At 41.8% G+C, this 16,279-nt stretch carries 10 protein-coding genes and 1 pseudogene; 1 reads left to right on the forward strand and 10 read right to left on the reverse strand.

The features are described 5' to 3' along the window. The gene (locus G575_RS0108485; protein ID WP_027972350.1) at window positions 1-1,773 is read right to left on the reverse strand and encodes a glycoside hydrolase family 35 protein; all 1,773 of its coding nucleotides are present in this window, start codon (window positions 1,771-1,773) and stop codon (window positions 1-3) included. A gap of 195 nt (window positions 1,774-1,968) precedes the next feature. On the opposite strand from G575_RS0108485, the gene G575_RS0108490 reads away from it, so the two are divergent. Next, entirely contained in the window at window positions 1,969-2,676 is a 708-nt protein-coding gene (locus G575_RS0108490) for a GntR family transcriptional regulator (RefSeq protein WP_027972351.1), read from the forward strand. Between the two features lie 40 nt (window positions 2,677-2,716). Here G575_RS0108490 and lacD read toward each other — a convergent pair whose 3' ends face one another. The 9 genes and pseudogenes from lacD to G575_RS0108535 all read right to left on the reverse strand — a co-directional run bounded on the left by lacD (window position 2,717) and on the right by G575_RS0108535 (window position 16,279). Then, window positions 2,717-3,703 (reverse strand): tagatose-bisphosphate aldolase, encoded by a 987-nt coding sequence (gene lacD / locus G575_RS0108495; protein WP_037622932.1) that lies wholly within the window; start codon window positions 3,701-3,703, stop codon window positions 2,717-2,719. 19 nt (window positions 3,704-3,722) lie between these two features. Next, on the reverse strand, window positions 3,723-4,895 hold the full coding sequence (locus G575_RS0108500) for an SIS domain-containing protein (RefSeq protein ID WP_027972353.1): 1,173 nt from the start codon (window positions 4,893-4,895) through the stop codon (window positions 3,723-3,725). 29 nt (window positions 4,896-4,924) lie between these two features. Continuing rightward, the gene (locus G575_RS0108505) at window positions 4,925-5,632 is read right to left on the reverse strand and encodes a GntR family transcriptional regulator (RefSeq protein WP_027972354.1); all 708 of its coding nucleotides are present in this window, start codon (window positions 5,630-5,632) and stop codon (window positions 4,925-4,927) included. A gap of 172 nt (window positions 5,633-5,804) precedes the next feature. Then, window positions 5,805-10,874, reverse strand: a complete 5,070-nt coding sequence (locus G575_RS0108510) for a ZmpA/ZmpB/ZmpC family metallo-endopeptidase (protein WP_027972355.1) — start codon at window positions 10,872-10,874, stop codon at window positions 5,805-5,807. A 174-nt stretch (window positions 10,875-11,048) separates the two neighbouring features. Further along, a complete protein-coding gene (locus tag G575_RS0108515; RefSeq protein WP_027972356.1) occupies window positions 11,049-11,678 on the reverse strand; it encodes a Maf family protein in 630 nt (209 codons plus the stop codon). A gap of 49 nt (window positions 11,679-11,727) precedes the next feature. After that, window positions 11,728-12,507, reverse strand: a pseudogene (locus G575_RS11380) (alpha/beta hydrolase). Between the two features lie 155 nt (window positions 12,508-12,662). Beyond that, complete coding sequence (locus G575_RS0108525) at window positions 12,663-14,324, reverse strand: ribonuclease J (RefSeq protein ID WP_027972357.1); 1,662 nt, start codon at window positions 14,322-14,324, stop codon at window positions 12,663-12,665. Window positions 14,325-14,657: 333 nt separating this feature from the next. Then, the gene (locus G575_RS0108530; protein WP_027972358.1) at window positions 14,658-15,416 is read right to left on the reverse strand and encodes an ABC transporter ATP-binding protein; all 759 of its coding nucleotides are present in this window, start codon (window positions 15,414-15,416) and stop codon (window positions 14,658-14,660) included. Further along, the gene (locus G575_RS0108535) at window positions 15,413-16,279 is read right to left on the reverse strand and encodes an ABC transporter permease (RefSeq protein WP_027972359.1); all 867 of its coding nucleotides are present in this window, start codon (window positions 16,277-16,279) and stop codon (window positions 15,413-15,415) included. Before G575_RS0108535 ends, G575_RS0108530 begins: the two co-directional genes overlap by 4 nt.

The raw sequence follows: 16,279 nt of genomic DNA on the forward strand, positions 1-16,279 counted from the left end.
TCATTCTATTTTTTCAATTTTGGGTTTATCTGTAAAAGTCAGACACTCTCTGTATTTGCCCTCTGTTTCAAAGACGACAATGCTGTTTTCTCCTTTCTTTAAGTATCCTTTTGGTAGATAGAGAGTGACGATGGGACCTTTTTCCCAGAATCGCCCGATATTTACATTATTGATAAAAACGATACCTTTTCCAAATCCTGTCATGTCTAGATAGGTATCAGATGGCTCCTCTAAATCTAGAGTGTAGCGATAAAAAGCTGGTTGATTGCTCTGCCATCCTTTTGAAAAATCAATCCATTCCGTAGAATCTAAAGGCAAACAATAGTGGGACCACTGACCAATGTAATGAAGATCTGCCATGGCTCCGCGTCCTAACCCCTTCCTTTGGGTTGCTGCTTCAAGTTTATGACCATAATTGACCCTCCCCATATTTTCAACCAAGATTTTGAGGTCGGTCACCTGATTGTTGAGGGGAAGCTCTATGTCTTGACCGATGTCATCTTGATATTGGGTCATGATATGACAGCCATCAGCATAGACTTGAACACGGTCTCTAGCATCGATAATACGGAAGCGCTCTGCCTCTTCTTTATCGCGTTCCAGCTGAGTTTGATAGAGGATATAGCCCGTATTTTGAGCCAAGTCTTCCATGTTTTTTGGGTAAAAGGAGATTTCTGAAGCGCTTACATTTTCAAGTGTTCTAAAAAGGCTCACTTTTTCTGTTAGGCTGACTGTTTCAAAAGCTTTACTTGATTTAATCAGAGGTTCTGTAATAGTTATCGAAGGAAATTTTTCTTTTAAGCGGGTTTGAATCGCGTAGAATTTGGCAGTCGGATTGCCTGCCTCATCCAAAATAGCATCATAATCGTAAGAGGTTACTTGTGGTAAATCGGTATTTCCTCTGGCTGAGCAACCATTCATAAAGCCGAAGTTTGTACCACCATGAAACATATAAAGATTGATGGAACCTAGCTCTATACACTCCATGACAGCATCTGCCAACTCCTCAGGATCTCGCTTAATCACCTCTTCTCCCCATCGATTAAACCAGCCATCCCAAAATTCCATACACATCAAGGGCCATTTGCGACCATATTCATCAAAGAAAGCTTTCATTTGCTGGAAGTTTAAAGAAGCTTTTGATCCAAAATTTCCCGTCACTAGGACATCATCCTCAATCAGACTTCCTGCACGAAGAGTGGCGCGCCAAGGGCCATCTGATGTGAAAAATGGACCTTCTATACCATGTTTTTCCATCAAAGATTTGATGGCTCTTAGGTAGGCTTTTTCTTCTCCGTAAGAACCGTACTCATTTTCCACCTGGAACATGAGGATATTGCCACCTTGGCTTAACTGATGTTTTGCAAGAATTGGTAATAACTTAGCATAATACTCATCGACATGATTAAGAAACGTGGCATCACTAGAGCGTACTCGTAGCTTTTCTGTCAACAACCAAGCGGGCAAGCCTCCCCATTCCCATTCTGCACAAATATAAGGTGATGGACGAATGATGGCGTAAAGGCCAAGCTCCTGGGCTAAATTAAGAAAGCGTTCAATGTCTAAAATACCTTCTGTTGTAAAATGCCCTTTTTGTGGCTCATGCATGTTCCAAGGGACATAGGTCTCCACCGTGTTAAACCCCATGGCTTTCAAGTTATAGAGCGAGTGATACCAGTCATCAGGGTGCACTCTAAAGTAATGAATTGCTCCTGATAATAGTTTAAAGGGTTGATTATCTAGATAAAATTCGTCTCGTATCTCAAAGTTCATCTAGAAGATCACCTCCTAAATTTTAGTTCTTTTTTATATTTATATATTAACATAAACCGGTGGTTATATCAAGTAGTTTGACTATAACTTTTAAATTTATTCTGTACCGCTTTTTATTTCCCTTTTATCTAATTATTTAGTATAATGATGGGTACCCATATTTACAACATTCTTGTATTAGGAAGAGGATATCCCATGAAAGTTCCAAAATACCAGCGTATTCAGAACGAACTAAAAAATCAAATTGTTACTGGTAAATTCGAAAACGGTGATAAATTTTACACTGAAAGTGAATTGATTAAACTTTTCGATGTGAGCTCAATCACTGTTATCCGTGCCCTCAATGAATTGGTCAAAGATGGCTATCTTGTGCGTAAGCAAGGTAAAGGGACCTTTGTTTCCCGTTCTCGTAAAGGCAAAATGGTCGAATTTTCTGATATTGAACGTTTCCCAGTCAAAGAGGACCATGTTGATGTTCTATTGGTCGAAAAAGGCAACGACCCTAAATATTTAGCTGTATTGAAACTGTCAACGAGTGATTTTTATTATCGTATTGTTCGGGTTCGTACAGCTGGTGATAAGCCCTACCACTACCAAGAGTCTTTTATCCCTGAACGCTTCATTCAAACACCAGGTGCAAAAAAGGAACATTTCAAGTCAATCTATCAACGGTTTAAACTTGATTTTGACATCCATATGTCAGCCGAACCCTATACGGAGACAAATGAAGTCACCTTTTCAACACCTTCAGAGGCTCTCAAAGCTCTTAAGTTAGGCAAATCTGAGCCTACTGTCTTACAAATTCGCAAAACTGAACAAGCTAATACTGATCTTGTTTTAGAGTACATCGAAAGTTACAAGCGTTGTGATTATTTCAAGTTTGAAATCACTGCTAATCGCTAAGTCCCCCTTCCACCAGCCTAAGCTGGTGTTTTTTTGATACTTACGACAAACGTGTCATCCACGGTGTGGCTGTTTCTTTAATCACAGCATTTAAACTATCAATGTTGGCAAATCCTTCTTCCTTAAGCCATTGACGTGCACCAGCTTCACCATCTTCGATAAAGGCTTGTATAGAGCCTGCCCAAGTCGCTCGGCCACAGAGAACGCCGTTGAATGTTGACCCTGATGCTTTAGCAAATTTTAGGGTTTCTTGGAATAGCTGCGCTGACACCCCAGCACTTAAGAAGATAAATGGTAGGTGGGTCGCTCGACTTTGCTCTTCAAAAAGGGCCTGAGCCTCTGAACGACTATAGACCACCTCTCCTTGACTAAAGCCTTCTACATAATTCATATTGACTGGTACTTCCACCTTGAGCACATCAATCTTGAAACGTGGATCTGAGAAAACTTTCATCGCTCCGATGACCTTAGAAGCTTTGACTTTAGCGTATTCAATACTGCTTGCATCTGTAATGCTTTCATCATAGGAAAGAATTTCCAAAAAGAAGGGCAAGTCCTCTGCCTGACATTCTGAACCGATGCGTTCGATATAGGCTTCTTTAATGCGATTAACCTCTTTAGAACTGTCAATGTCATAGTAAAGGAGAAACTTAATAGCATCTGCTCCTGCTTCTTTTAAGCGGAGAACAGACCAATCATCGAGACAATCTGGCAAACGCTTTGTAGAAGTGGTGTCGTATCCCGTTTTTTCATAAGCAAGCAGTAAGCCTACGCCGTCATGGATCTGACTGATAGCAGGTAGACCGTACTCGGGATCTAACAAAATCGAAGAAGCATAGGGCGTCAACTCTTCAGCTACCAAACTCTTGATGGTCTCCATTTGTAATCGTGTTGGCTCATCTTCTTGGTATTTTGCCATTAATTTTTTCAAGGCTCCCCTTTGATCAAAAGCTAAGGCAGAGATAAAGCCTTCTGGGCTTGATAATTTCTCCATACAGCGTCTCTTATGTTCTGTTAATGTCCACATGGTATGAATTCCTTTCATATTATTGATAATCATGGATGATAACACCTTTTACCACTCGATTTACAGTTCCTGAGGCTGATGGTGTATCTGGCTTATTCTTCACTTTTACGGCTGTCATCAGTGCTATGATCTGTGCCACTAAAACCATCGCAAGGCTCAGATACCCTTCTGGCAACAGTTGCTCTGACACAAGGTCAAATCGGTCACCGGTAAAATTATCTTCCCCGGTCTGTGCTAGTGCCAAGGTCTTCAAAGCAATGGCATCTCCCATCACTTCGTGCAATAAATCTAAATCGTATTGACGGGTGTAAGGGCTATTATGAACAAAGACAATAACCAAGGTTTTCTCATTGACAAATGACTTTGGTCCATGACGAAAGCCCATTGACGAATCATACATGGTCGCCACTTGACCAGCTGTGAGTTCTAAAATCTTTAGTTGAGCCTCTCTTGTCAGCGCAGCCATTGATCCTGACCCCAGATAGACAATCCGCTGAAAATCTAAGTCAACGACCTCTTGTAGTTCTGCCTCACGGGCAATAATATCTGAACCAATCACCTTGAGAGCATTGATATAAGCTTCTTTTTCCTCCATGCTAGAATCTTCATCAAAAATCAGCAAACCTGTGAGAAGCATACAGGTAAAACTACCTGTCATTGCAAATCCAGCATCATTAGAAGCTTCTGGCATCAACAATAGAAGATTTTTGTCATCATGGACAGACCGTTTTGCTAGCACACCTTCTGGCGCACAGGTAATAGTCAGATGGTACACATTTGAAACAATTTGATTCGCTAAAGCTTGAGCAGCGACACTCTCTGGGCTGTTTCCTGATCTTGCAAACGAGACTAGAAGAACCGTTTCATCTTCAAAGAGATGATCATAAGGTGCCGATACTATTTCCGTCGTTCCAATACTTTCGAATAGAAAGCGCTTACGATTTGCTGTGCGTTTAAGATAAGGCAAAAGCGTATCACCAACATATTGAGAAGTTCCGGCTCCTGTGAAGATTACTTTTACTGGTTGTTGCGGACTAGAGGATGTCACCTGATCCAAAAATCCTGTAATCCTTGCCATATTCTCTTTAAAGATTCTCAGTGTCTCCAACCACAAATCGGGTTGTTGCTTGATTTCTTGAGTGGTGATGGCTGCACCTAAATCCGATAGTTCTTCTTGCGTTTTAAAAAACATAGAAGCCTCCTTTTCCTTTTTATTAAGATTTATGATTTATCGCGTAAATGGCTGACCCTATATCGGAACTGGTCTGCACGTGCAATACTAAAGGTAAATTCTATTATCAGATTCTTCTGACTGTAGGTTTTACGAATAAGGTGTAATACAGGGCTATTTTTCTTAATCCCCAATAATTTTGCTTCATGATTCAAGGCAATACTCGCAAAAAACTCTTCCTCTGCTAAACGAATATGGTATTGGTAATCCTCTTCCATAATTCTATAGAGTGGTTTTTGTAAAAGGACTTCTTCGGTCAAATGACTAAAGAGTTGTGCAGGAAGATAGGTTCTCTCGAGCATCATAGGGACATCATCCGCCTCACGTAACCTGACTAGCTCAAACACTGCCGTCCCAAGTGGCACTTGTAACCCTTTAGCAACCTGTTCGCTGGCTTTCATTTTAGCTAAAGATAAGATTTGAGTCTTAGGCGCTTTCCCTAGCTTTTTCATGGCGTCCGTGAAGCTGTATAAGGTAGCTAAATCAACGGCCTGTTCTTTTATCTCAGAAACATAGGTTCCCTTACCTTGCTTCTTATAAACAAGGCCACGCTTTTCCAATTCTTGGAGAGCTTGACGCACAGTGATACGACTGACTGAATAGGCTTCGGTTAGCTCGCGCTCAGATAGCAGCTTGTCATTTGGTGACATGGTATTACGAATATTAAATTCTAATTCATCTACTAATTGAAGATACATGGGCTTATTTTTTTTAAATTATAACATAAACGACCTCCAACTTGTTATAACCACATATAAAGTATAATATATTAACATCTATTAGTCAAGGGATTTGAATATAAAAAAAAGAGAGAACCATTCCAGTTCTCTCTCATAAGACCTGCCATAAGTATCTGTTAATACTCAAGGACTATTTTCTCCTTAGTTTATCTTTTCGTAATAGCAAAGGTGTACTCATTAAAAGCATAGCCAGTCCATAGAGGTGATAAGACTCTTTTTGACCTGTTGCTGGCAGTTTTGCTTGCTCATCCGTGCTCTCATTAGCCTCAGACGTTGACCTTAGCTCATCGACATTTGGCAGAGATACAGCTGAATAGATAGCTGTGGTGCCAGAAGTTTGACGAGTATCAAGCAGTGGCAAGATGCCTTCTGGAAGCTCATGCCTGCCTGAACCATGCGCGGTTTCTAGCGGTGGCAAGACACCCTCAGGCAGTTCATGCTTAGCACCTGAACCATGCGCGGTTTCTAGTGGTGGCAAGACGCCTTCTGGAAGTTCATGCTTAGCACCTGAACCATGCGCGGTTTCTAGTGGTGGCAAGACGCCTTCTGGAAGTTCATGCTTAGCACCTGAACCATGCGCGGTTTCTAGTGGTGGCAAGACGCCTTCTGGAAGTTCATGCTTAGCACCTGAACCGTGCGCGGTTTCTAGTGGTGGCAAGACACCCTCAGGCAGTTCATGACTCTGACCTCTTCCTTTATCCGTAAACAAAATGTGCAGCGGTACAGCAACATCATCATAGCTCTGATCATCATAAGAAACACGAACAGTTACCGTATAGTCACCACTTTCTTGAGGCAAATGATCTAACACAGTCAGTTGCAGGTTCCCTGCTGACTCAGGTAGGCTAATTTGTTCAAAAATGAGACTTGTCTTAGCTTCTAGATTATCACTTAAAAGAAATTGTGCTTGGCCTAGGATCTGCGGCTGGAAGTGATTAGCTTTTGGCAAGGCTAGGACAGTGATTGGCAAGGAAACCACTTTATCTCCTAAAGTGAGAAGAACTTGCTGATGGTTAGTTGCAAGCGACTCCTGCAAGGGACTGACTACGATACCAAAATCTACAAAGCGACTATCATCAATGGTGATAGACATTCCTTGATGATCTGTTAAGCGCAAACGGACTCCTGTCAAGTCTAAATAATCACCCACTTGATAGGTAGACTTATCTAAACCGTTAATCAAGGACATCGCTTGAATTTGTGTCTGATCAAAGGTCACGATAGGTGTCATTGGAATGCTTAAGATGAGGGGAATATCTATTGTCTGACTGCGATCAATACCGTTTAACACTGCCTTGTCAAAACCAGCACCCAATTGGTAGTGACCAGTTGTTGCTTGAGGGAGATATTGCTCAAGTGCTGTCACTGACTGCCCATCAAGAATATCAATTTGTTCGGTTTTGATTAACTGGTTAGCATGGTAGAACCTTAGTGTCACACGGTGGGTCTGTGGTTGTTGCTCTTTACTAATCAGACGGTAGCTGCCATTAGTCTCTTCAATAGCAAAGCGACTATAATCATTGGCTAAGCTAACCGTAGCAGAACCGGTCACAGCGCCTTCTACACTCAAGAAAGTCTGATTCAGCTGATTAGCTAATGGTTGTTCAAATCCAGCTAGCTCTATCTGAATCGCATCCTCCAGATTGCCCAAAACTTCCAATGCTGTCCCAGCTGGAATGATGAGCTTACCGTCTCCTCCCAGATCACCAACACTCACCAAAGCGGTGTTCCCTAAGCGCAGTTGACTTCCCGTATCAATTTGCACACGACTGGTAATCTCCCTCACGGTGTCAGAGAGCGTCAGGTTGGCATTTTCGGATAGGGTCAGCTCTTGGATATCAGAGAAATCTGCACCATAAATCCGAGTTCCCACGATGGTCACCCTGTTATCCATACTATTTGCCCCGATGACCTTTTTAACCTGGCTTGAACGCGACATTACTTCCACGCGACCGTAAGTCACGTGATCGTCCTGTCCTCCCAAGTCAATGCCTTCATCAACCTTGGCAAATTCTGAATCAATAATGATATCTACCGGAATGGTACTTGTACTATCAGCATTTCCAGCAAAAATTTGACGGAAACGCATATTAGAGTCACCATTAATCAACAGCAGACCTGCATGGCTTCCTGTTGGATTTCCTGTACGAGCTCCTGCCACAATAGTCGGGCGCAAAGAATCTTGCAACTGACTGACCGTTGTTGATACCTTATCAAAGACAGCACGGTGCCCTGAGAGGTAGATGGTTGGTTGCTTACTACCATCTGGGATCATATTGAAGGTCATATTGGTGAAAACAACATCAGCCCCAAGCGCTACATCTGAACCACGGAAAGTCAGTGTATGACCTTGTCCATCAATGGTCACTGCTTTAGGGATATCAAAGACCTGATCTTGACGATGGGTAACGTTTTTCACGAGCTTAATAGTATCACCGTCACTGGCTTGCTGCAAGGCATAAGACAGGCTATGGTAAGGATTGTTTTCTGTACCAGTGCCTTCTGTAGAGGTCTCTAGACCATTGGTGACGTAGAAGGTACGACTGGTTTCTTTATCCTTATAAATACTAGTTCTAAACTCATCTGTCAGAGCCATATAGTCTAGATAAATCTGTGTTTTCAGAGCACGTACTGCTGTCACACCATTGGTTAGATGCGTTCCAATCGCTTTATTGGCTTTCATTTTAGCCAAGTCTTGCTCAACAGCAGCTAGCATCTTACTTTCCAGACCTGCTAAATCAGAAAATTGACTTGTCGCCTTTAAGTCATCTAAGCGATCTGCTCGTCTTGCAAACATGGCTTTTTTAAAGCTTGCTAGATTGCCCTGATGTTCTGGCATAATCGCTGCTAAAGCAGTGGCATCAGTGTCATATTGATTAGAGAGGTAGGCTACCATTCCATCGTAACCATATTCTCCTAGAATTTCGTAAGCATAACGGCGGAAGCTAACATCTCCTGCGGACCCGATGTCATTTTGAACACCTGCGTAGATAGGTTCAAAAAGTGGGACCACATGATAATCATTAGGTTTAGCAATACCTGTGGTATCGATCCCTTTGAAGGCTAAACGTCCTGAAACCAAGCTTTGATCAACAAAATCATCAACACTTTGTAGACTTGCCGCTAATTCAGACGTAATATGACTGAACTGATCCTTAACCTGGTTTGGTCTTTTCGTATCCTGATCAGGAATTAAGGTGAGCTGATTAAGCAACAAGGCACGGTCGTCATTGGTCTGTTGCAAAATAGCTTGCGCTTCTAAATAGTCTAGGCTATAAACAACATCCAAAATGCCCTGCATGTAAGTTTTCAAATCGTCTACCGTTTGGAAACGCGTCGGCGATTGATTCTGAGTACGATTATCCCCCAAAGTATAAGCCGTATTCAAATTAAACATTGGTGGGTAGGCAGTCCCTAACCTGTTATTATGAGCTTCAAATAAGCCACGCGCAAAAACCTCTGCTCCTTGACCTGTCCTTCTACCGTAGCCATTGAACCAAACCTTATTATCAAGAATATGAGTCAACTCATGGGTATAAACTGACTGACCGTCATCTGTCAATGCCTTATAAAGAAAGAGGGTAACACCGCTGTCGCCATTAGCCTGTCCGCCTGCACGCACAAAATTCATGTAGAGATTCATCGGACCGATAAATTCCTGCACACCAGGAAGGGCTGTCGAACCTGATTTTTTAGACCATAATTGCTCAGCAGACACTGTCCCTGTCGAATAAGATTGAAGGGAGTCCGTCACAACAATAGGCTCATAAGTTCTTAAGCGGTCCTTTTGCTCACTGATACGATACCAAAAATCTAGGAAGGCTTGTTGGTGATTTGCGTAGTAGGCTAACTTATCCTGGAAAGCTGTTTTATTGCTTTCTGTCTTTGATGCCAAGTAGGTATCAACCGCACCGTATGTAATGGTATTTGTTGTGCTAATGGCATAAAGCGAATCTTGTCCAACTGTTAATAATGGTAACAAGTGATTCTTTAAGCGACTACTGTTTCTGAGTTGGGTGTAGAGCCCTGTTTCTTTGTGAGGACTGGTTGATTCGACAATATAAGCTTTGGAAGTCGCTTTAAACCATTCGCCAGCATTCTGATAGTTGGTCCATCTAGGTACTTGATTTTCAATAAATTGGATGAGATCAACATCTTGAGTGATGGGAGCTACTTTTTTCTGGTAGGTTGCTAGATTATTCCTTAATTCTAGATCGGCATAGGTCACGTTTCCTATAGTAATCAGGTTGGTAAGGGCATCGCTTTGACTACCAAAAACTTCCGGATAGTAGAGAATCAAATCCTTAGCTGCTAAATGACCAAACTGAAAATGGTATTGACGATCCAGATAGCTTAAGCCTAGCAAGATTTTTTCTTTATTGGCTTTTACAGTATCTGCAGTTACAGCAGTTGACTTTTCAAAAACACCTGTCAAGATGGTCTCGATATTAGTCTTAACCTGCTCAAAATTGTCACGCATATCCAACCGATCCATGTAAACTTGCTTTTTACGATCAGCTAGTTCTTGCGGTGTGGGTGTTTGTCCGTTCTTTTCTTTTTTCAGTTCTTGTTCAATAGCAAAACCATCTGTAAATCTTTCTTGATGATTCAAACCCGCGTAAAGGTCTTCATAATTGATGCTTTGAAACTCAGAAACGAGGCTGTTGGCTAAATTAGCACTAGCTGGATCTGTCACAAAAGAAGCCGTGTTATTCGCAGTTGCTTCCTCAATACGGCTAGTCCCATCAACAAAGACCACTTGTACCTTAGCAATGGTTTGACCTGATACTGGGGTTAGCAAGTCTTCATTGGCGTCTAAGGGAAGGGTTGCCATCACTTGTTCTTGTGCGGCACTTCTAAGCAAACTTTCTCCAGTCTGTGTTTCTGACGCTGCTAACTGACTTGCAGATGCATTGTCCCCATTGCTAGGAGCTTCTTTAGCCTCAACCATTAAAGGAGTGGGCGTTTCAGAAAGCGTCTCTGAAAAAGCCACTCCAGCATCAGTCGCCCCCTTTTCAATACTGTTATCTCCTGAAACAGCACTAGCTTGACTAACGAGCTCCTGCGACGCTACTGTAGCATCTACAATTTCTAAAGCGCTTGCATACTGTCCCGTTAAAAAACTTGCAGAAAGTGCTACCGACACGACTCCGACAGCATATTTCCGAATCCCAAAATGAAGTTTTCTCTCTCCGTGCATATCTCCTCCAAAGGCTCGATGGTATCGAATCTTTCATTTCCTAATATGATATCCTTATTTTATCATACTATGATTGATTTTAGGTCAAATAAGCTTGACTCTTAGCGACATCAAGCTTATCTTACGGTAGTATTTTTAGGATTTTAGACAGTTTATCGAACCACATTTCCCAAACTATTCTGCTAATCTTCTTGCTGTTTCTGCCACTGGCATGCCAATAATGGTATGAATATCTCCAGTCACATGACTGATAAAACGCGGATCAAGTTCCTGAAAGCCGTAGGCTCCCGCCTTATCCATTGCCAAACCAGAAGCTAAATAAGATTCGATGGCCTCTTCCAACTCTGGATAATAATCCACAAACCTAATCTCGGCTAACGTGTAGAATACCTCTAGATAATCTACGCCCCGAAGACAGACAGAAGTAACAACCTGATGCGTCTTTCCAAAATAGGACAGCAACATCTCTCGAGCCTGCTTTTCATCAGTTGGTTTATTATAAATGCAATTTTCAAAGACCACGATAGTATCTGCAGAAATCGCCAACTCTCCCTCTTTAAGAGCAATGTCTGATTTGGCCATAGAAATTTCGCAACAGGTTTTTGCGGCCCGTGTTAAAAAATCATCTGTCGCAAAAGCTGCCATAAAACGCTCCTCAATAGCTCTTTCGTCCACCTCTATAGAACGAATAGCCGGCTTTAAAAAGGCTAAGAGCTGTTTGCGACGAGGTGACCCGCTTAGCAAAATGACTTGATTCACTGCAGACTTTTGACCGTCTTTTTGGTAAGTTACCACATATTCCATATTATCTCTCCAAGGTATTGCTGCCTGTAAGGACATCGCGAAAAACAGACTAGCTCAATCGCTCTTCTTTGACATAGTCAATGGGAAGCATTTCTAAGAAAACTTCTAGTTGCTTTTCCCAATAATACCAGTCATGTGTCCCATGGTCTGTTTGATAATCCACTGCTAGTCCAAGTGATTCAAAATCTACCATGGCTTTTTCATTGATGTCAAAAAGGAAATCCTCTTGACCGCACCAGGCATATAATTTGGTCTTTTTATCGAAATCTTGAGCTATGTTGGTCAATAAGTGAGACTTTAAGCTTTCTAGCGTCAGTCCCCCAAAGATACCTGACCAATACGCAGTATCTTCTTCTCCTATATGTTCTAGTATGAGTTCGTCGGTAAATAAAGCACCTTAAAATGACCCTGCCATAGCATACTGATTAGTTTTTAGAGCAAGTTTAAAAGCACCGTATCCTCCCATCGAAAGCCCCGCAATAAAAGTCTTTTCTCTCTTGGTGGTCATGTTTGGGAAAAATTGGCGGAGAACCTGAGGCAACTCAATAGCAATAGCATCATAGTAGTTAAGGCCTGAAGCCGTGTTGGTGTACCATCCATTATCGCAGTTAGGCATGACTACAATGAGATTGGTTTTGCGCAACAGCCGCTGAATATTGGTGCGTTTGTTCCAAGAATTGTGATTGCCATTCATCCCGTGTAAAAGGTAAAGCACAGGAATATCCTGACTATCTGCACCAAGGACCTCACTTATTTCAGGATAAATAACGGTCACTTGGCGATACTGATTCAAGGCAAGTGAATTGTATTCAATTTCCATAAAAGCCATGATATTGATTCGGAGAAGGTTGAGAAACACAGGAAATTTTCCTTTACTTTTGCTTGGTGCCAAAACACCAAAAGTCAACCATCCCCACTCCTTTCTAGATAAAATCATAGAGCAAAAGGTTGAAAGTTACTTTCAACCTTTGATATTCTGTCGCATTAACGAACTTCCATGATCACCGGCAATACCGCAGGGCGACATTGCGTTTGATCGTAAAGAAACTTGCTCAAATCATCCCGAACAGCTGACTTGAGTTCTGCCCAATCGAAATTGTCTCTTTCTAGGTATTTCTCTACCGTTGCATTGACCAAGTCCGCTGATTCACGCATGATGTCGCGACTTTTCTTAACATAGACAAAGCCACGCGTATGAACTTTAGCTTTAGAAATAATTTTCTTCTGACGCCTATTGACCGTAAGGGCCACGATGAAAATCCCATCCTCAGAAAGAATTTTACGGTCTCTAAGGACAATATTACCAACATCCCCCATAGCATTTCCATCAATCATGACATCGCTTGCTGGTACGGCCCCCTCGTGCAAGAAGCCTTGATCAGACAAGTGCATGATATCTCCACGCTTAACAATATAAATGTTCTCAGGTAAAATACCAATCTCTTCTGCCAAGTCCGCGTGAGCCGCCAAGTCGCGATACTCTCCTTGAATCGGGAATAAGTACTTGGGCTTCAACAGATTGATCATCAACTGCAAATCACGGCCATTAGCATGCCCTGACACGCGCAAGTTCTGTGTGATCATTTTAACAGAACCACCTGCCTTGTAAATCAGGTTATTGACACGTGCCACCACAGCTTCTTTCGCAATGCTAGGGGTTGTCACAATATAAACCAAATCACCATCTTTAATTTGCACGTAACGGTGACGGCCTGATGCCATTTTCTGCAATCCATTGATTGGCTCGCCCATACGGCCAGCTTCCAGGATAATCAGCTCATGGTCTTCATATTTTGACATATCTTTTGGTTTAATCAACAAACGATCATCAAAGACTGACAATTTTTTCAATTTGATAGCTGTGCGGACGATGTTTTCCACATCAAAGCCTGTCAAAACGACACGACGGCCAAAGCGTGCGGCAGCATCAAACACTTGTTGAATACGAACCAAATTAGACGCAACAGCTGCAACGATAATCCGACCTTCTGCTTCTTCAACCACATGATTGATTTCAGCTCCCACCTCTGCTTCACTGGCAATTTGGACGGTGCTTGTGGCGTTAGCAGAGTCAGAGAGAAGCGCAAGGACGCCCTCGCGTCCAATTTCTGCCAAACGTCCCAAATCTGTCTGATAGAATTTGCTAGCAGCTTGGTCAAACTTAAAATCACCGGTATAGACAATATTCCCCTCATCTGTCCTTAAAACCACACCTAAACTCTCTGGAATAGAGTGAGTGGTTTGAAAGAAGGAGACTGTGGTATCTTTAAATTCGATTTCCGTCTCATGATCCACCACGTGGAAATTAGTAAAGTTTTTAGTGGCGTTATTATTTTTCACCATCAACTTAGCCAATTCGATGGTTAATTCCGAACCAAAAACGGGTACTTTAACATCTTGTAAGAGATACGGCAAGGCACCAATCGCATCGGCGTGACCGTGCGTTAAAAAGACTCCTTGAACACGCTCCTTATTGTCAACAAGATACTCTAAATTAGGGATGACAACATCGACACCTAATTGTTCATTTTCAGGGTACTTAAGCCCTGCATCCAAGATAAAAATAGCTTGGTTAATTTCTGCAAGATAGAAATTTTTACCGTTTTCACGAACCCCACCTAGGGCAATAATTTTAATATCACTCATTTTTGTGATGTTTAAAGCGTTAATTAGGCCAAAAGTGATGATTAAACTGTTACTTGCCAGTCAGATTTTCCTAACTGGAAGTTACAAAGCTCTTTTCTCTCCCTGTTTATCCCTCATCTGGATGATATTCGGCTCAAAAACCGCAACTAACGCTTATTTCCTTTCTTTTTTGATTCGGAAGGATTCCCTTCCTTTTATCTTTAAAATCTTATACTAACGTTCCTTATGTCCATCTTTTTTCAATGGTTGATAAGTCGAATTACAGCCCTTATATTATAGCATATTTTCAAATATTTTTCTTGAAAAGTAAAGAAGCTAGGAAAACCTAGCTTCTCAATCAAAAATCTGATAATAATCGGTAATGGTCATATTAGCTTTTTCTTGTGCTGAAAGATCCTTGACAATTTTTCCCTCTTTCATCACAATAAGGCGATTGCCATAAGTAAGGGCATCTTCCATCTGATGAGTGATCATGAGTGCTGTTAGACGGTCTTGGTTGACAAAGGTATCTGTCAATGCCATCAGCGAAGCTGAGGTCTTTGGATCTAGAGCCGCCGTATGCTCATCAAGTAAGAGGAGCTCAGGTCGCTTTAGAGTCGCCATCAACAGACTCAAGGCCTGTCTTTGACCACCAGATAGGAGCCCGGTTGGTGTATTGAAGTGCTTTTCCAAACCATTGCCTGTTCTACTCAGCAATTTGGTAAAGGCCTCCTCTTGGACTTGAAGCTTGCGCGGTAAACATTTCCGCTTTTCTCCGCGGTTTTGGGCAATCAGTAAATTTTCAGCAACCGTCATACGAGGAGCCGTCCCCATTTTGGGATCTTGAAAGACACGCGACAAGTATTTGGCTCTTTTTTCTGCAGGCACCTGTGTCACATCTTCACCCATAATGAAAATAGAGCCACTGGTCAAAGACAAGGTTCCTGCAATGACATTGAATAGGGTGGATTTCCCAGCTCCATTTCCTCCTAAAATGGTCAGAAAATCATGTTCATAAATGGTCAAATCTACTTGATCTAAAATGGTTTTATACTCATCAAAACCATTATTAACACGAACAGTGGCTTGCTTGAGTTCTACAATTTTTGTCATCGTGATAAACTCACCCCTTTCAAGATTTTTGCCTTTAGGGTTGGGAAAATAAGACAGATGGCTAGTACCATGGCGCTGTACAACTTAAGGTAATTGGTGCTGAAGCCTAGCCCTATAATTGTCGTAATCAAAGCCCAGTATAAAATAGCTCCTACCACAATAGCAATCAAACGTTCTAGTAAGCTAAGATTGGTATAGAGAACCTCACCAATAATAATACTAGCTAGTCCAACGACAATAACACCGATTCCCTTTGAAACATCCGCATAACCATCTTGTTGCGCAATCAAAGCCCCTGCTAAGGCAATAATGCCATTTGAAATGACAAGTCCCATCACTTCCATACGATCCGTTCCAATGCCAAAACTTTTAGCCATGTCGCGGTTATCACCAGTAGCAATATAAGCCTGACCTATTTGGGTATGTAAAAAGAAAATAAGACTACCAATAACCAAAACAACTGCTATAAATCCTAAAATCAAGACATTGATTTCTTTTGAAAAAGGGAGAAAGTGCGCTAGCGTTTGACTTCCTAGAAGACCTAAATTGGCACCACCCATAATCATCAGCATAATTGAGTTAGCCGATGTCATTACAAGGATTCCCGATAAGATTGTCGGAATTTTCCCCTTAGTATAAAGAAGTCCTGTGACAAATCCAGCTAAACAGCCAGATACCGCTCCTGCCAGAGTCGCTAAAAAGGGGTTGACTTGATGGTTTAGTAAAGTGACAGTCACCGCAGCTCCTAAAGGAAAAGAGCCCTCTGCTGTCATGTCTGGAAAATTTAAAATCCGAAAAGTCAAATAAATACCTAGCCCTAAAATACCATATAATAGGCCTTGTGTGACTGCCGAAAGAATCAT

The sequence above is a fragment of the Streptococcus plurextorum DSM 22810 genome (assembly GCF_000423745.1).
GTDB classification, from domain to species: Bacteria; Bacillota; Bacilli; order Lactobacillales; family Streptococcaceae; genus Streptococcus; species Streptococcus plurextorum.